12 protein-coding genes are annotated in these 15,487 nt (G+C 59.2%); 7 read left to right on the forward strand and 5 right to left on the reverse strand.

Translation table 11 applies throughout. The features are described 5' to 3' along the window. Positions 1 to 75: 75 nt before the first annotated feature. The gene (locus MHY08_RS05430) at positions 76 to 1,317 is read left to right on the forward strand and encodes an MFS transporter (RefSeq protein WP_239235718.1); all 1,242 of its coding nucleotides are present in this window, start codon (positions 76 to 78) and stop codon (positions 1,315 to 1,317) included. Between the two features lie 14 nt (positions 1,318 to 1,331). On the opposite strand, the gene MHY08_RS05435 is transcribed toward MHY08_RS05430, so the two are convergent. Then, on the reverse strand, positions 1,332 to 2,624 hold the full coding sequence (locus tag MHY08_RS05435; RefSeq protein ID WP_239235720.1) for an Nramp family divalent metal transporter: 1,293 nt from the start codon (positions 2,622 to 2,624) through the stop codon (positions 1,332 to 1,334). 93 nt (positions 2,625 to 2,717) lie between these two features. Then, positions 2,718 to 5,840 carry a DEAD/DEAH box helicase gene (locus MHY08_RS05440; protein WP_239235722.1) on the reverse strand — a complete coding sequence of 1,041 codons (3,123 nt, stop codon included), beginning with the start codon at positions 5,838 to 5,840 and terminating at the stop codon, positions 2,718 to 2,720. A gap of 366 nt (positions 5,841 to 6,206) precedes the next feature. Between MHY08_RS05440 and MHY08_RS05445 the strand changes: the two genes are divergently transcribed. Beyond that, positions 6,207 to 6,410 carry a hypothetical protein gene (locus MHY08_RS05445; protein WP_239191599.1) on the forward strand — a complete coding sequence of 68 codons (204 nt, stop codon included), beginning with the start codon at positions 6,207 to 6,209 and terminating at the stop codon, positions 6,408 to 6,410. Here the strand turns inward: MHY08_RS05445 and MHY08_RS05450 are convergent. Beyond that, positions 6,397 to 6,792, reverse strand: a complete 396-nt coding sequence (locus tag MHY08_RS05450; RefSeq protein ID WP_239235724.1) for a (deoxy)nucleoside triphosphate pyrophosphohydrolase — start codon at positions 6,790 to 6,792, stop codon at positions 6,397 to 6,399. The genes MHY08_RS05445 and MHY08_RS05450 overlap by 14 nt on opposite strands. A gap of 133 nt (positions 6,793 to 6,925) precedes the next feature. On the opposite strand from MHY08_RS05450, the gene MHY08_RS05455 reads away from it, so the two are divergent. Then, complete coding sequence (locus MHY08_RS05455; protein ID WP_239235726.1) at positions 6,926 to 8,272, forward strand: YjiH family protein; 1,347 nt, start codon at positions 6,926 to 6,928, stop codon at positions 8,270 to 8,272. 8 nt (positions 8,273 to 8,280) lie between these two features. Here the strand turns inward: MHY08_RS05455 and hutG are convergent, their stop codons facing one another. Then, entirely contained in the window at positions 8,281 to 9,213 is a 933-nt protein-coding gene (gene hutG, locus MHY08_RS05460) for a formimidoylglutamase (protein ID WP_239235728.1), read from the reverse strand. Between the two features lie 63 nt (positions 9,214 to 9,276). Between hutG and MHY08_RS05465 the strand changes: the two genes are divergently transcribed. Further along, the gene (locus tag MHY08_RS05465) at positions 9,277 to 10,020 is read left to right on the forward strand and encodes an IclR family transcriptional regulator (RefSeq protein WP_179386340.1); all 744 of its coding nucleotides are present in this window, start codon (positions 9,277 to 9,279) and stop codon (positions 10,018 to 10,020) included. Positions 10,021 to 10,098: 78 nt separating this feature from the next. After that, on the forward strand, positions 10,099 to 11,652 hold the full coding sequence (gene hutH, locus MHY08_RS05470; protein ID WP_239235730.1) for a histidine ammonia-lyase: 1,554 nt from the start codon (positions 10,099 to 10,101) through the stop codon (positions 11,650 to 11,652). Here hutH and MHY08_RS05475 read toward each other — a convergent pair. After that, entirely contained in the window at positions 11,630 to 12,421 is a 792-nt protein-coding gene (locus tag MHY08_RS05475) for an SGNH/GDSL hydrolase family protein (RefSeq protein WP_239235731.1), read from the reverse strand. The genes hutH and MHY08_RS05475 overlap by 23 nt on opposite strands. Positions 12,422 to 12,608: 187 nt before the next feature. Between MHY08_RS05475 and hutU the strand changes: the two genes are divergently transcribed. Then, positions 12,609 to 14,285 (forward strand): urocanate hydratase, encoded by a 1,677-nt coding sequence (hutU, locus tag MHY08_RS05480; RefSeq protein ID WP_239235732.1) that lies wholly within the window; start codon positions 12,609 to 12,611, stop codon positions 14,283 to 14,285. Next, positions 14,286 to 15,455: an imidazolonepropionase gene (gene hutI, locus MHY08_RS05485; RefSeq protein ID WP_239235733.1), complete on the forward strand. Its 1,170-nt coding sequence runs from the start codon at positions 14,286 to 14,288 to the stop codon at positions 15,453 to 15,455. Positions 15,456 to 15,487 lie beyond the last annotated feature (32 nt).

A 15,487-nucleotide genomic window follows, 5' to 3' on the forward strand; every position in this document is an offset into this window, starting at 1 on the left:
CCAAAAACGCACACTTGTGCGAACATAAGTTGCAAATGGCTTTCGCTGACGCCAAGGATTAGAGTTGCAGCCGATATGATGAATGCACGCAGTGGGGAAGTAGAACTCGAGGAAGCGCCCAAGATTCCACGCGAAATCTGGGTCATGGTTACCGCCGCCTTTATTATCGCTTTGGGCTACGGCCTCATCGCCCCGCTGCTTCCGCAGTTCGTGGTGAGCTTCGATGTTTCCATGGCTGCCGCGGGCCTTGTAGTCTCCATCTTCGCCGCCTCGCGCCTGATGTTCGCGCCCATGTCCGGATCGCTTGTGGATCGCGTCGGCTCGCGCCGCGTCTACCTCATCGGACTCATGACCGTCGCGGTGACCACGGGCCTAGTCTCCATTGCGCAAAGCTACTGGCACATCGTGGCCCTGCGCGCCCTGGCCGGCATTGGCTCGACCATGTTCACCGTCTCCGCCATGGGCCTTATCGTGCGCATGTCCCCGCCGACGATTCGCGGCAAGTGCTCTGCCACTTATGCCACTGCCTTTCTGCTCGGTAACGTCGCCGGCCCCGTTCTTGGTGCCAGCCTGTCCTTCCTGGGGTTCCGCTGGCCATTTTTCATCTACGGCGTGGGCGTGGCGCTGGCCGCGTTTGTCGTCTGGTGGCAAATGCCTCGCGTGAACCACAAACAAGCCAGCAAGGACAAGCTGCCGCCCATGCGCCTGCAGGAGGCCTGGGGCGATACCGCTTATCGCGCGGTGCTGACCTCCAACTTTGCCCATAGCTGGATCAATATGGGCGTCCGCGTATCCGTCCTGCCGCTTTTTGCCGCCTCCATCTTCCACAATGGCGCGGCCGCCTCCGGCCTGGCGCTCGCAGTCTTTGCGGCCGGCAACGCCATCGTGTTGCAGTTCTCCGGTAAGTGGTCCGATATCCACGGCCGCAAACCACTTATCCTCATCGGCCTCGTCGGCTCCGCCATCTTCATGGTGCTCATGGGCATGGCCACCAGCGTGTGGTTCCTCCTGCTCGTCTCTGCCTTCGCCGGCGCCTCTTCCGGGCTAATCAACCCCTCCCAGCAGGCCGCGGTGGGCGACATCGTGGGCAATGACCGCTCCGGCGGCAAGGTGCTATCCACCTTCCAGATGGCCGGAGACTTTGGCCAAATCTTGGGCCCCATGCTCATTGGCCTGCTTGCCGACGCCTCCGGCTTCCCCCTCGCCTTCACCGTCTGCGGTGCCATCGCCTTCATCGGCATCATTGCCTGGGCATTCGGTCGCGACCCGCACGCCGGGGTGGGGAACAAGCCGAAGCGAGTGCCGCAGGGAAAGTAGGCTCTTTTTCTCGGCTAGAGAATTTCACCCAATTGGGAAACACATAGATAAACGAAGGCAACGGAGATTACCGCCATCAAGGTGTTGACGATCCAACCGTTTCTCCATTGCTTTGGGGTGTGTTTGGTATTCAGCAGGACCAAAAGCGTAAGGCCTAAGAACGGCATAAACAAAGCGCCCAGGACGCCGTAGGCGATGATGAGTCCGGTTGGTCTTCCAAGGAGCAAAAGCAGCATTGGTGGGAAGGTCAGCCAGATGAGGTAAGCGCGGTAGTACTTTCCACCAGTGCTGGTTCGGGGATCGCCTTGCGGAATCTTTTTGAGGTGACCGATGTAGTCAGCAAACATCAGGGATACACCGTTCCAAACGCCAAGGCAGGAAGAGAATGCGGCGGAGAAGAACCCGACGATGAACAACTTAGACATGAACGTTCCGTAGCGGTCCTCGAGAACGTCCGCCATATCAACGAGCCCCTGATCATTATCGGAGACCGCGACGTTGGCGCTGTAAAGGAGTTCAGCGCCCAGCGCGAGTGTAGCCAGAACAAAAATACCGGTAACTGCGTAAGCCACCGCATTGTCCATGCGCATAACCTGCATCCATTTCGGTGTGTACCATTCCTTTTCTCTCAGCCAGTAGCCATAAGCGGCAAGCGTGATTGTGCCGCCCACTCCGCCGGCGATGGACAACACGTAGACGAAGGAGCCATCCGGAATCTGCGGTACCAAACCGCCGATGACCTCGGGAAGGTTCGGGGCCGTAATGGCTGCGATGCCCACCACGGTGACAAACATGATTCCGACCAAGATGGCTGATAGCTTCTCGAAAAGCTGATACCGCCCAAGCCAAGTTAGAGTAAAGCAGGATATTCCGGCAATAATTGCCCACATTTCTAGGCTGGTACCTGGGAAAAGAGCGCTAAGAGCGAGACCAGCGCCGGACATCGATGCAGCACCGTAGACAAGACCCCAGATAACGATATAAGGGGCAAAATACCAGGAAGTCCACCGTCCCAACTCGCGCCAGCCATGGAACATAGTGTTTCCGGTAGCAAGGCTATACCGACCGACGCCTTCGACCAGCACAATTTTCATAATTGTTCCGATAATGACCGCCCACAGGAGTGCGTAGCCATAACGTTGACCGGCAATCATGGTGGCAACTAGGTCGGCTGCGCCGACACCCGTCGCTGCCGCAACTAGTCCCGGACCAACCAGGGTCCATTTCACTTTTGTCTGGTCGGTTGATTCTGTGTCGTGCTTGCCCCCTGCAGGCCGGGCGGAATTCGATTCGCTCGTCTGGCTCATAGCACCCTCTCGATTGATTGTGTTTCTAATCACTATAGGGAGAGTGCTGCCTAGTATCAGGAAAACGAGGAATTCAATTCCTCGAGCGGAGATTTAAGCCACCGTTCTTCCCGCAGCATAGAGAGCCTTGGGCATTGACCTCTGGAGCTTCCACTCAAACTGGATCGGCTTTTCCCCATGGTGGGAAACATAATCCACTGCACCGAGGTAGGTATATGCGCTCGCTGTCCCTACTTCGTTTTTCTTGGTAAAGCGCGAAGCAATGAGAATTTTTCCATCACGCTCCTGATGGCCGATATATCGCTTAGCCGCCTGTGATTTCAAAGTCGTTGTTGATTGAGATTCCCAGTGCAACAGATCGGGCGATATTGGATAGTCTCGGTAATTCGTGGAGGCACTGACTTGCTCGTCCTTTTGAAACGTCACCAAGAAAAGATCAGTGTTGATATCGGGAAAATATTTCACACCTTCGCGTGGCAGGTTTACAAGCTGCTGAAGGCTTCCTGACTCTAAAGCACCAATAAGCTCGGCCAACGAATAATCCGCATGCGTTTCCAAAACTGAACTATCGCTATGCTGTGGAACGATGCGCGAGGAGTCGCTGCTCAGTTGCATAACCTGCTCCAACTCCCAAGCAACTTGTGGATGCTGGCGCAAAATCGTCAGGGCGGCGTCATAGGAACCAGGGTGTGGAGAATTTGAGTTCGCCCAGAATCCGAGTACGAGCATTCGGGTGAAGGCCTGGTCTGATGGCCCCATGTCGGAGTAGCGAAGATTTGAGGAGGAAAGGATACGCAGATAGGCATCGATTCGGTGTGGATCGTTGACGTGAAGGAAGACCCGAATTCGGTTAAGCAAAAACGATTCGGTCTCATCCGTGTTTTGCTGTAGTAGCCCTTCTTCTCGAAGTAGCCGGGTCCATGAATATTTGGATGGCCGGTAGATATCCTCTAATTGCAGGTTCGAATCCTCAAGGAACTCTTTGAGATTCGTGGTTCGAATCTCAGAGAGCAATGCACGCACTTTGCGTAAGGAATTCCGTGAGACCTTCTTGACGTTTCGAAGAACCTGCTCGGTCGTCGTTTGGTCGAACTGGATATGCGAACCCGGTGGGGTGGTGGGGAAGCCCTGCTCAATTTCTTCAGCTAAGCGCTTGCCCCGCTTCCGGGTTAAGGCATGGAACTTTCTCTCAAAATCAAAATCGACGTGCTGCTGTCCAATGAAATCGAGAATGACACAGGAGTCCTTGCCCGGCGAAAGACGAAGACCACGACCCAGTTGTTGTAGAAAGACCACAGGGCTTTGTGTCGGGCGGAGCAAAAGAAGGGTGTTTACAGCAGGAATATCAACACCCTCATTAAATATATCTACAGAGAACAGGACTCTGACGTCGCCAGTCTCCAGATCTTTAATGGCCTGAGCGCGCCCGGTGGCTGTGAGATTGCTTGTTACCGCTCGCGCTGGGATTCCGAATTGCTGGAACTGCTGCGCCATATATTCTGCGTGAGCAATCGTGACGCAAAACCCGATAGCCTTCATATCTGAGAGGTCGAAGATGCGCCGGTTTAGCTCGTTAACAATGAAGCGGGTGCGCTTTTCTCCCGCTTTGATGTAAAACTCGGAGAGCTCTTCGGTGTTGTAGTCCTTTTTTCCTCGGCTCCAAGTCAATGAGGAAAGGTCCGTTCCATCGGCAATCCCGTAGTAATGCATAGGGACTAAGAGCTGTAGACGCAAGGCATCCCACAAACGCAGTTCATGTGCTACGCGATAGTCAAAGTATTTCTGGACGTTTTCGCCATCACCACGTTCTGGTGTTGCCGTTAAACCCAGGAGCTCTTGTGGCTGGAGGTGGTCCAAAAGTGCTTTATAAGTGGGGGCTTGTGCGTGATGAAACTCGTCGATTACTACGGCATCAAAATGCTTGCTATTTAGGTTTTGTAAACGGGAAGCGCTGAGAGATTGCACGCTGGCGAACGCATAGTCCCAGCGGCGAGGCTGAGCGCCGTCGACTAGCAGCTCGCCAAAGTCCGCGTCTTTAAGCACTTCCTGGAATGTCCGGCGGGCTTGTTGAAGAATTTCTTTCCGGTGTGCAACGAAAAGCAGCCGAGGGCGTCGCTTCCATTGTTCGCATAGGTTCCGGTAATCCAATGCGGCAACTACTGTCTTTCCTGTTCCTGTAGCAGCAACCAGGAGGTTCCTATGCCGATCTTTTACCTCACGCTCTGAGCGTAGCGCCTCGAGCATTTCTTCTTGGTAGGGGTAAGGAGTTACCTCAAGGCCAGATAACTCCAGTTGGCGAAGTGCTCCGGAGTTTTCGCCACCCTTGGCAACGCGAAGAGACCGCTCGAGTCTCTCCATGTCGCGATTTGGGTAGAAGGTCTTGAAATGACTGTCGTGCCAGTAGCTATCGAAAGTCTTGATGAACTTATCGATTACTTCAGGAGTCGCGGTATTGGACCCGCGGACATTCCACTCCCAACCATCGACGAGAGCAGATCGGGAAAGGTTGGAACTGCCGATAAAGGCAGTATCGAATCCGGACTTTCGGCGGAATAGCCAAGCTTTGGCATGAAGGCGAGTGGATTTGTGCTCATAGCAAATCTTTACTTCGGCCTGATACTTTTCAACCAATCGCTCGAGCGCAGCTGCGTCGGACGCACCGCAGTAGGTAGAAGTGAGTAGCCGGAAAGGGATCTCGTTATCGCGAAGGTACTCGAGTTGTCTATCAAGAACGCTGATGCCGGAGTTCTTGATGAACGCACAGAGCAAATCAACCGAATCAGCAGTTTTAATTTCTCTCTCGATTTCGCTGGTTAAACTAGATTCTCCCTGGGCATTGGTGAATAGTGCACTCTTGGTGAGTGAAACATCCGGAAGCAGAGGAGGCTCTGCCAACCCGGAGTTGTATACGGCGTAGAGGAGTTCTTCGGAATCAATCTCTTCATCTTCACCCAGTAGAAGCGCGATGTTGTTGATTAGGGCAACCCGGTCTTCGGGTGACTTTAAACCGTATAGCCGTCGCTCTAGAAGTGAACCAATGTGTTGTGAAACCGCCGAGGTATAGCGGCCATGAGCCTCTTCATCGGAGCTTCTTCCAATACCGAATCCTGCAGCAGGATGTTGGCTTAGCGTTTCGTTCATTCGTTCACGAATTCGGGCCGTAATAGGGGTCTCGTAAACGCCGAAAGGTAGGGAAGAGTCAGGGTTGGTACTCATAATGACCAAATTCTAAAGGCTTCGGTATGCAAATTGGCTGATTCAAGGATTGGCGAAGTAAATTTTCTCCAGACGGTGTTGCCCTTCAGTGATCTTCATTATTCGCATTCCCCAGAGACTTTGAACTCGATTAAGAAGTGCAATCCCAGCAGTCTAAATTTTTATCCCTGTTGACTGGAGACTGGATTGAGAAGTCCAAAATGGCTACGAGATGAGATTCTTTTGGTCGCCGAAATTGGAATCCGTTTAGGATGGCCAGCTACAGGACCTAAGGAGGAAATATCTCGGGTTTCCAACCTTCTGGCCAGGGGAGTCATGTATGGAGATGAATTCCAGCCAGGTCCTAAATTTAGGAATGTCAATGGCGTGAGCCGGAAATACTTTGATCTCTACTCGGCGCGCCCCTCCTATGAAGGACAAACGACAAACGGAGGCAAGGCAACGCAGGAAATCGCAGCGTTGGCGGAATCCGATCCGCAATTGGTAGTGCGTTTGGCGGAGGATATCCGCCGCATGCTGGCAGAAGGAAAATACGAAAGGAAGAATCTTTCTTTTCTTAGCTGTGACTAGAAGCAATAGCTTCTACTGCCGGGATATCTGCGGGAGCCCACGTCAGGTGCGCGGCCTCTGTGGAGGTAACCCATTTTGTACGGTCGTGATCGGTCAGGCGTAGGTCGCCGTCGACAAGCGTGCAGTAGAAAGTGGTTAGCTCAATCGTCGCAAAATCGTACTCGTAGGTTGTTGTCGTCACTTTCTGGCCGACCTCGGCGATGAGGTTAAGCTCCTCGCGAATTTCACGAGCTAGGGCTTGCTCAGGGGTTTCACCAGGCTCGATCTTTCCACCCGGAAATTCCCAGTGGCCTTCCAGTGGCTTGCCTGGTTTCTTGCGGCAGGCGAGGAACCGCTCGCCGTCGTGGAAGACGGCGCCAACGACGCGAATGGGGTTAGACATGACTCCATTGTGCCTTGGATCTCGGAAACATCTAGACAGTGAACTGTTACTTAGATAACATATCCCCAATGTTCGCGTAAGGCTGTCACGCGGGCTTGATTTTTGTATGCAAGCTTGAGGGGACGGTTTTACTGTGACTTCTACCGAATCTGTCTATACCTCTCACCAGAGCCATGACGGGGAGATCCCGCAGCCTGGGGGACGGTGGAAACTCTTTTTATATAGCGCCATTGGCGCGTTCGTATTCTTCCTGCCGGTGACGTACCAGGATAAGCGCTCCATTCCTTTGGACCACATGGTCACCATGGTGCGCGAAGGGATTCCGGCGCTGGTGCCGTGGATTATCTTTGCCCTTGCCGTCTATGGCACGGTGCGCAGCTTTACCACCGGGGCGTTTAAGGAAAGCGCGCTGCAGGCGGTCTTTGCGGTGCTCAACATTGTGGGCGCGGTGGTCTCCTTCCTCATGGTCATCGATGCGCTGCCGTGGGTGCTGGGCGATGAAGACCTAGTGCCGTTCCTGTGGAACTCCATCGCGATTCCGGTAGGCCTCATCGTGCCTATCGGTGGTGCGTTCCTGGCGTTTCTCATTGGCTTTGGCCTGCTGGAATTTGTTGGCGTGCTCATGCAGCCCATCATGCGGCCGCTGTGGAAGACGCCGGGGCGCTCCGCCATTGACGCGGTGGCCTCGTTCGTGGGCTCGTACTCGCTGGGCATTTTGGTGACGGACCGCGTCTACCAAAAGGGTGGCTATACCGGGCGCGAGGCGGCCATTATTGCCACCGGCTTTTCGACGGTCTCTGCGGCCTTCATGGTTATTGTGGCCAAGCAGCTTGACCTGATGAAAATCTGGGGCACCTACTTTATTGTCACGCTCATCGTGACCTTTGTGGTGACGGCCATTACCGTGCGCATTCCGCCGCTGCGCACCATTCCGGATGAGTACTGTGCAGAAGCACACCCAGACCCGGAAAAGCCGGTGGAGGGCTCGCGTATCAAGAACGCGTGGCGCGAAGCAATGCTGGCACTGCAGCGCGCGCCGTCCTTGTGGGAGTCCATCTGGGAGAACCTGCGCGATGGCGTGCGCATGGCGGCGGCCATCGTGCCTTCCATCATGTCGGTGGGCCTTATCGGCCTACTGCTCGCGCGCTTTACACCCATCTTCGAGTGGATTGGCTACCTGTTTTACCCATTCGCGTGGGTAGTGCAGCTGCCGGAACCGGTCCAAGCCGGCAAGGGCGCGGCCATGGGTATTGCGGAGATGTTCCTGCCCGCCACCGCAGTGGCAGGCAGCGACAGCATGGTGCTCAAGTTCGTCATCGGCGTGGTGGCAGTCTCCGCCATCATCTTCTTCTCCGCGCTGGTGCCGTGCATCCTGGCTACCAAGATTCCGGTGAAGCTCACCCACCTGGTCATCATCTGGTTTGAGCGCGTGGCGCTGACCATCCTCATCGCCACGCCGATTGCCCACCTGCTGTTTTGAGGTAGGAGCTAGGCCCCGAGGTGGGCCGTGACGATGTCATCGATTAACCGCGCCGCTGCTTTGGCGGTGCGGTTATCTATGTCAAAGGTGGGGTTGAGCTCGACGACGTCCACCAGGGCCAGCTTGCCCGTTCGCGCAATAGCTACGGCCATGGCGCGGATGCGCTCGTAGCTGACGCCCAGCGACGCCGGGGCGGATACGCCCGGCGCGGTGGACGCTGGCAAAACGTCGAGGTCGATGGACAGGTGGACCTTGTCCTTGCCCTTGGTAGCGCGGGCGGCAAGCTCGCCGCATTCGGCCGGGGAGAGGTTAACCAGCTCTTCGTCTAGGGTGATGGCTACGCCGAGGGACTCGGCTTCGTCGAAAAGCACTGCGGTGTTATTGGGGCGGGAGATACCCAGAACGGTGTAGTCGAAGTCATCGGTGAGCTCCGAAATCTGCTTGAACGGGGTGCCGGAAGTGGCTTGATCGGCGCGGCGCAGATCGAAGTGGGCGTCCAGGTTGATGATTTTGGTGGCGCCCACCGCGCGGTAGAGGCCGCGGTGCGAGCCGAAGGCAGTCTCGTGACCTCCGCCCAGAATGATGGGGAGGGTGCCGGCTTCGACGAGTTCCTGGACCTTATCGGAGAGCGCATCGTGGGCGCCGTCGAGGTCGTCGGCTTGGGTGGTGATTGTGCCGGCGTCGGCAAGCGCATGCGCATGGTGCACCGCCAAGGAACCCAGCGCGGAACGCAGCGCGGCTGGGCCTGCGGCTGCACCCTGGCGGCCGCCATTGCGCAGCACGCCCTCATCGGAGGCAAAGCCCAGGAGGGTTACCGGGGCGGGGGAGTCGGTGGACTGATTGATAACGCTATGCCAGCGGGCGTGCTCTGGGCCAGGGCCATCGGAGCGGCCGGACCATTCGGGGGCGGGGGTGAAAAGTTCAGCTTTTTCGGTGTTCATGGTTACCGAGGGTAGGCAAGAACGCGGGATATGGCAGGAAAATTCTGCCTACAATCACTAAGTGTGAGTACAAATCGAGTTCCAGCGGCCCGTCACGCGTTAGAGATTCTTAAGTTGTTATCGACGATTGACGTACCAATTTCTGCTGCCAGGATACAAGGTGAACTGGGACTGCCACGGTCCTCTACGTACCACTTGCTAGCGGAGATGGTGGATGCCGGCTTTGTGGCGCACTTGCCGGAACATAAGACATATGGCCTGGGCCTTGCGGCCTATTCCATGGCTTCGGCCTATGTAACTCAACAGCCTTTGGTGCGAATGGCTACTCGGGACTTGGAAAGGTGTGCGGATCTGGTGGGTGGATCGGGGCACTTGTCTCGTATGGCTGGATCGGAAATCTTGTATTTGCAGGAGGTCCGTGCTGCAGGGGCAATCTCTTTGGTGACCGAGGTTGGTGTGCGTTTGCAAGCTCATAAGACGGCGTCTGGGCGCGTAATGCTGGCGCATCTTCCTGACGCGGAGGTGCGCGCCGCATTCGATACCGCGGGTGGTAGTGGCTTTTCTGCTTTGAAGGAGCGCTTGCGGTTGGTGGCCGCGCGGGGTTGGGACCAAGAGGTGGAGGAAATTACTCGCGGCCAGGCTTCTGTAGCGGTGCCTATTCTGGACCATCTGGACCGCCCGGCGGCGGCGGTGGCGGTGACGTATCCGGTAGGGACGCCAGATGCAAAGGTGGATGCCGCCATTCGGGCACTGCAGGAGGCGTCAGACAAGGTGGCGGGGAAAATGTACCGCAATCGAAGAAAGTGATGTAGCATACATCTATCGCGTTGGGTTGTCGCGCGACACATTTTTGATTATCAATCCCTACTCCAAGGAGTTTTTTCCATGCCTAACGCCTACCCATCCACCGTGACCGTCAATGTCGGTGCGCTGAGCATCGAGGACGTCGTTGCCGTTGCCCGCAATGGGGCGAAGGTGGAGATTGCGCCCGAGGCTCTCGAAGAGGTAGCCGCGACCCGCGAGCGCGTGGAAGAACTGGCACAGGATCCCACCCCGGTCTATGGCATTTCTACCGGCTTTGGTGCGCTAGCGCGCCGCCACATTCCAGAGGAAATGCGCGCCCAGCTGCAGCTTTCCCTGGTGCGCTCGCATGCCGCAGGAACTGGCCCGGAGGTGGAAGAGGAGGTCATCCGCGCGCTTATGCTCCTGCGCCTGTCCACCTTGTGCACTGGTCGTACCGGCGTGCGCCCCGTGGTGGTAGAAACCTATGCCAAGGCGCTGAATGCTGGCATCGTTCCGGTGGTGCGCGAGTACGGCTCGCTGGGCTGCTCCGGCGACTTGGCGCCGCTGGCTCACTGCGCGCTGGCTCTACTGGGCGAGGGCGAGGTGCGCGTAAACGGCGAGCTGCAGGATGCGGGCGACGCCCTGGCCGCGGCCGGCATCGAACCGCTGCAGCTGCGCGAGAAGGAAGGCCTCGCGCTTATCAACGGCACCGATGGCATGCTCGGCCAGCTCTGCCTGGCCATTACTGACCTGCGAGCGGCCGCAAAGACCGCCGATATTGCTACTGCTATGACCGTGGAAGGACTGCTCGGCACCCTCGTGGTCTTTGCCGATGACCTGCAGCAGCTACGCCCGCACCCGGGCCAGGCCGATGCCGCGGCGAATATCCTCCAGGTGGCCGAAGGCTCGGAGATCCTGGAGGCCGCGCTCGAGGAGTTCAAGAAGAACCAGGTGCAGGATGCGTACTCTGTGCGCTGCGCTCCGCAGGTTGCCGGCGGGTTCCGCGATACGTTGACCCACACCGCCCAAGTGGCCGAGCGCGAGCTGGCCGCCGCCGTGGATAACCCGGTGGTGACCAAGGACGGCCGCGTGGTCTCCAATGGCAATTTCCACGGCGCGCCGGTGGCCTATGCGCTCGATTTCCTCGCTATCGTCACCGCGGACTTGGCGTCCATTTCCGAGCGCCGCACCGACCGCTTCCTGGATCCAGCGCGCAACCGCGGGTTGAATGCTTTCCTTGCTGATGACCCCGGTGTTGACTCCGGCCACATGATCGCGCAGTACGCCCAGGCTGGCATCGTTAGTGAGATGAAGCGCCTGGCCAACCCCTCCTCGGCCGATTCCATTCCGTCTTCGGCCATGCAGGAAGACCATGTCTCCATGGGCTGGTCCGCCGCCCGCAAGCTGCGCAAGGCTGTCGACGGCCTGCAGCGGGTGCTCGCCGTAGAGATCCTCACCGCCGCGCGCGCCATCGACATACGCGAGGGCACCCCGGCCAAGGGAACCGGCGCGGTGATTGAGAAGCTGCGCGAGACTGTGGAGGGTCCCGGCGTGGACCGCTACCTGTCCCCGGAAATCGAGGAAACTGTACGCCTAGTCAAGGAGGGCGCTCTTATCGACGCCGTCGAGGACGCTACCGGCCAGCTGCGCGGCTAAGGGCTTGGGCCATCGCCACCTGTCCCGCGTGGGTGGGGTGCATGGGGAAGGAATCGGTCTCCTTGCCCGTAAAATCCACCCACGGCGAGGGGGAGCAGGCGGTGTGGTCTAGGGCGGCGTCGGCAAGCACGTAAGTAGCCCCATTGCGCTCGGCGGCCTCGCGCACCGCCTGGTTGATGCGCTCGATGGAGCGAGCCACCCATTCCCGGTCAGTGGCCGGGATTTTTTCTATGTAGGGGCAGGTCTCCCCGCGCTTTATGAGGGGAAGGTAGCCGGTAGCGAGGATTTTCGCGTTAGGGGAGCGACGGTGAATCTCCTCGTAGACCTTGTCGAGCCGGCGCGGCAGATCGCGGATTTCCAGGTCAATCTGCGCGCCGGATTCCGCCTGGCAGATATCGTCCGTGGCGCACTGGGTAAGGCGCACGAAGCTGGCGTCATTGCCGCCGATGGATAGGCTCACCAGGTCGGTGTCCTCGCGTAGGGCGTCCACCTGGGCGGGGTGCTCGCCGGCGGAGGAAAGCACGTCGAGGGTACTGGCGCCCTGGCAGGCCACATTGGTGAGCTTTGCGCCCATCTCCTTGGCCGCGAGCTCGGGGTAGGAATCCTGTGCGCGCACGCAGGTATTGGGAGGGTCCAGCGGCAGCGTGGTCGAGCCCATGGCCGCATAGGAATCTCCCAGCGCCACATAGTGGAGTGGCTGCGGTTCCTCGGCGGGGGTGGAACAAGCGGCGAGGAGGGCCACGGAAAGGAGGGGGATGAACCGACGCATGCAGGCCATCCTAGATCATTGTGAGGTTGTCTCATATGCGAGACAGTTAGGGTTTGTGTGGCATGGTGCACAGAGCTGGGTCACAGTACCTTATGACATGTGACGCCGAGCAAGCCCTCGGGGACAGCCCCGGGAAACCGGCCTAGGGGGCTTGGGAGGGCGTCGAAAAGCACGACGAAAGGAAGCCATGTCTCAACCACGCGAAGTACGCGCGCCGCGCGGAACCGAATTGTCCGCCAAGTCTTGGCAGACCGAAGCACCCCTGCGCATGCTCATGAATAACCTCGATCCCGAGGTAGCTGAGCGCCCCGAGGACCTCGTGGTCTACGGCGGCACCGGCCGTGCAGCGCGCAGCTGGGAAGCTTTTGATGCCATCGTAGAATCCCTCAAAGACCTCGAGTCCGATGAGACGCTGCTGGTGCAGTCCGGCAAGCCGGTGGGCATCTGGAAGACCAACGAGTGGGCACCGCGCGTGCTCATCGCTAACTCCAACCTCGTGGGAGACTGGGCTAACTGGGAGCACTTCCGCAAGCTCGAGGACGAGGGCCTGATGATGTACGGCCAGATGACGGCCGGCTCCTGGATCTACATCGCCACCCAGGGCATCCTGCAGGGCACCTTCGAGACCTTCGCTGCTGTGGCGAAGAAGCGCTTCGGCGGCAGCCTGGCCGGCACCTTCACCCTGACCGGTGGCTGCGGTGGCATGGGCGGCGCACAGCCGCTGTCTGTCACCCTTAACGGCGGCGCCTGCCTCATCGTGGACGTGGACGAGACCCGCCTGAAGCGTCGTCAGCACAAGCGCTACCTGGATGAGGTTGTTACCGACCTCGACGAGGCCCTCAAGCTGGTCCTAGACGCCAAGGAAAACAAGAAGGCCCTGTCCGTCGGCCTCGTGGGCAACGCCGCCGAGGTCTTCCCGGAGATCCTGCGCCGCCAGCGCGCCGGGGAATTTACCGTAGACATCGTCACGGACCAGACCTCCGCGCACGACCCGCTGTCCTACCTGCCTTCTGAAATCACCATGGAAGACTGGCACAACGAGGCCAAGGCGGACCCGACCACCTTTACCAAGAAGGCCCGCGAGTCCATGGCTGCCCAGGTCCAGGCCATGGTCGAGTTCCAGGATGAGGGCGCCGAGGTCTTTGACTACGGCAACTCCATCCGCGATGAGGCCCGCAAGGCCGGCTACCAGCGCGCCTTCGAGTTCCCGGGCTTCGTTCCGGCCTATATTCGCCCGCTCTTCTGCGAGGGCCTGGGCCCCTTCCGCTGGGCCGCGCTTTCCGGCGACCCAGAGGACATCAAGGTCACCGACCAAGCACTCAAGGAGCTCTTCCCGGACAACGAGCACCTGCACAACTGGCTCGACGCCGCCGAGGAGTACGTCGAATTCGAGGGCCTGCCAGCACGCATTTGCTGGCTGGGCTACAACGAGCGCCACAAGGCCGGCCTGCTCTTTAATGACCTGGTGCGCGAGGGCAAGATCAAGGCGCCGATCGTCATCGGCCGTGACCACCTGGATTCTGGTTCCGTGGCATCCCCATACCGCGAAACCGAGGCCATGCTCGATGGCACCGATGCCGTGGCTGACTGGCCGCTGCTCAATGCCATGACTGCCGTATCTTCCGGCGCGACCTGGGTTTCCCTCCACCACGGCGGAGGCGTGGGCATGGGCCGCTCCATCCACGCAGGTCAGGTCACCGTTGCAGATGGCACCGAGCTCGCCGCGGCCAAGCTGCGCGCGGTGCTCACCAATGACCCGGGCATGGGCGTTATCCGCCACGTTGATTCCGGCTACACTCGCGCGCAGGAGGTCGCCGACGAGCGCGGCGTCCGCATTCCGATGGAATTCAAGGCAAGGGACTAGATGAGCACACTTTTTACCGGCATTTCAGAACTCCGTACGGTCAGCGAGCGTGGCACGCTTAACGACGCCGCCATTATCGCCCAATCCGGCACCATCGCCTGGGTCGGCCCAGCCTCCGAGGCGCCGGCGGCCGACGAGAAGGTGGATCTGGGCGGTCGCGCCGTCCTGCCCGGCTGGGTAGATTCGCACACCCACATGGTCTTCGATGGTGACCGTTCCGCTGAATTCGAGGCCCGCATCTCCGGCGGTTCCTATGAGGCAGGCGGCATTGCCGTGACCATGGACGCCACCCGCCAGGCTGGTACCGACCGCCTGGACAAGCTGGTGGCGGACCGCGTGGCCGCCGGCCGCCGCGGAGGCACCACCACCTTTGAGACCAAGACGGGCTACGGCCTCAATACCGAGTCCGAGGTGGAGGCCGCCAAGGTAGCCTCCCGCCACGTCGATGACGTGACCTTCTTGGGCGCGCACCTGGTCCCGCCGGGAGCGGACGCAGAGGAGTACCTCGACGAGGTCGTTGGCCCCATGCTCGAAGGCGTTGCACCCTATGTGCAGTGGATCGACGTCTTCTGCGAGCGCGGCGCCTTCAACGAGGAACAATCCCGCCGCGTGCTGGAGGCCGGTAAGAAGTTGGGCCTTGGCCTGCGCGTGCACGGCAACCAGCTAGGCGAGGGACCGGGCGTTGCCCTCGCCGTCGAACTGGGTGCCGCCTCGGTAGACCACGTCAATCACCTAACCGACGAGGACGTCGAGCTGCTGGCCAATTCCGATACCGTGGCCACCATGCTGCCGGCGTGCGACCTGTCCACCCGCGAGCCGCTCGCCCCGGGCCGCACGCTTCTCGACGCCGGCGCTACCCTGGCCATCGCCTCCAACCTCAACCCCGGCACGTCCTATACCTCGTCGATGAATTACTGCGTGACCACCGCGGTCCTGCAGCAACACCTCTCCGTCGATGAGGCCATCCACGCCGCCACCACCGGCGGAGCGACCGCCCTGCGCCGCCACAACGTTGGCAACGGCCTCGACCCGCAGGGCCGCCCCGCTAAGGGCACCATCGTGGAGGGCGCCGCCGCGGACCTGCACGTGCTCGACGCCCCCAGCGCCGTGCACCTGGCCTACCGCCCAGGCATGCCGATGAGCTACCGCACTTTCGTCGCGGGCGCTTAGGATATGGAGTTTGGGGCGGCAATCGCGTAGGG

It is taken from the genome of Corynebacterium sp. ACRPJ, assembly GCF_022347345.1.
In the GTDB taxonomy this organism is placed as follows: Bacteria; Actinomycetota; Actinomycetes; order Mycobacteriales; family Mycobacteriaceae; genus Corynebacterium; species Corynebacterium tuberculostearicum_D.